The organism is Alteromonas sp. LOR (assembly GCF_000753865.1).
Taxonomy (GTDB): Bacteria; Pseudomonadota; Gammaproteobacteria; order Enterobacterales; family Alteromonadaceae; genus Alteromonas.
Window position 1 is genome coordinate 1 of sequence record NZ_JQFW01000045.1, and the last position, 766, is coordinate 766.

The following is a 766-nucleotide window of genomic DNA, read 5'->3' on the forward strand; positions in this document are numbered from 1 at the left end:
GCGCCTAGGAACCGAGGCTGTCGAACAATCCTTTAAAAAGATGGCTAAACATTGGTATCAACAACATGAATTCGAAACATGGAACGGACTGAATTTGCTCGGAGTAGATGGTGTCGTTTGGCGAACGGCAGATACCGCTGAAAACCGCGATAAGTATGGCTCTGGCAGTACTCAACATGGTGATACTGCATTTCCTCAGATTCGCATGGTCTGCCAAATGGAACTGACAAGCCACCAACTCATCAGCAGTGCGTTTGATAAATACAAATCGAATGAGATGGTGCTAGCAGAGCAGCTGATTAGCGATACACCTAATCATTCACTGACCATGTTTGACCGTGGCTTTTATTCCTTAGGCTTGCTTCATCAGTGGCAAAACGCTGGAAAAGAAAGGCACTGGATGATACCCGCCAGAAAAGGGCTTCAATTTGAAGTATTAGAAAGTTATAGCCGTGTAGATAAACGGGTAAAACTGACAACTACACCTCAAGCGAGAAAGAAGTTCCCTGAGCTTCTAGACGAGATTGAGGCGCGGCTGGTGACGAAGAAAATAAAAGGGAAAGAGTGCCGAATTCTGACCTCGCTTACCGATGTAATGCGCTACCCCAGTGACGACATCGTAGACTTATACACCCATCGCTGGGAAATTGAGTTAGGGTATCGGGAAATGAAACAAACGCTACTGAAGAGTGAATATACGCTTAGGAGCAAGCGTCCTGACATGGTTGAACAAGAGTTATGGGGATTACTGCTTGCCTATAACTTG

Annotated in this window: 1 protein-coding gene; it reads left to right on the forward strand. The window is 45.6% G+C overall.

The window, feature by feature from the left end:
• On the forward strand, positions 1-766 hold a 766-nt coding region (locus JV36_RS0113570; RefSeq protein WP_032139783.1), incomplete at both ends, for an IS4 family transposase.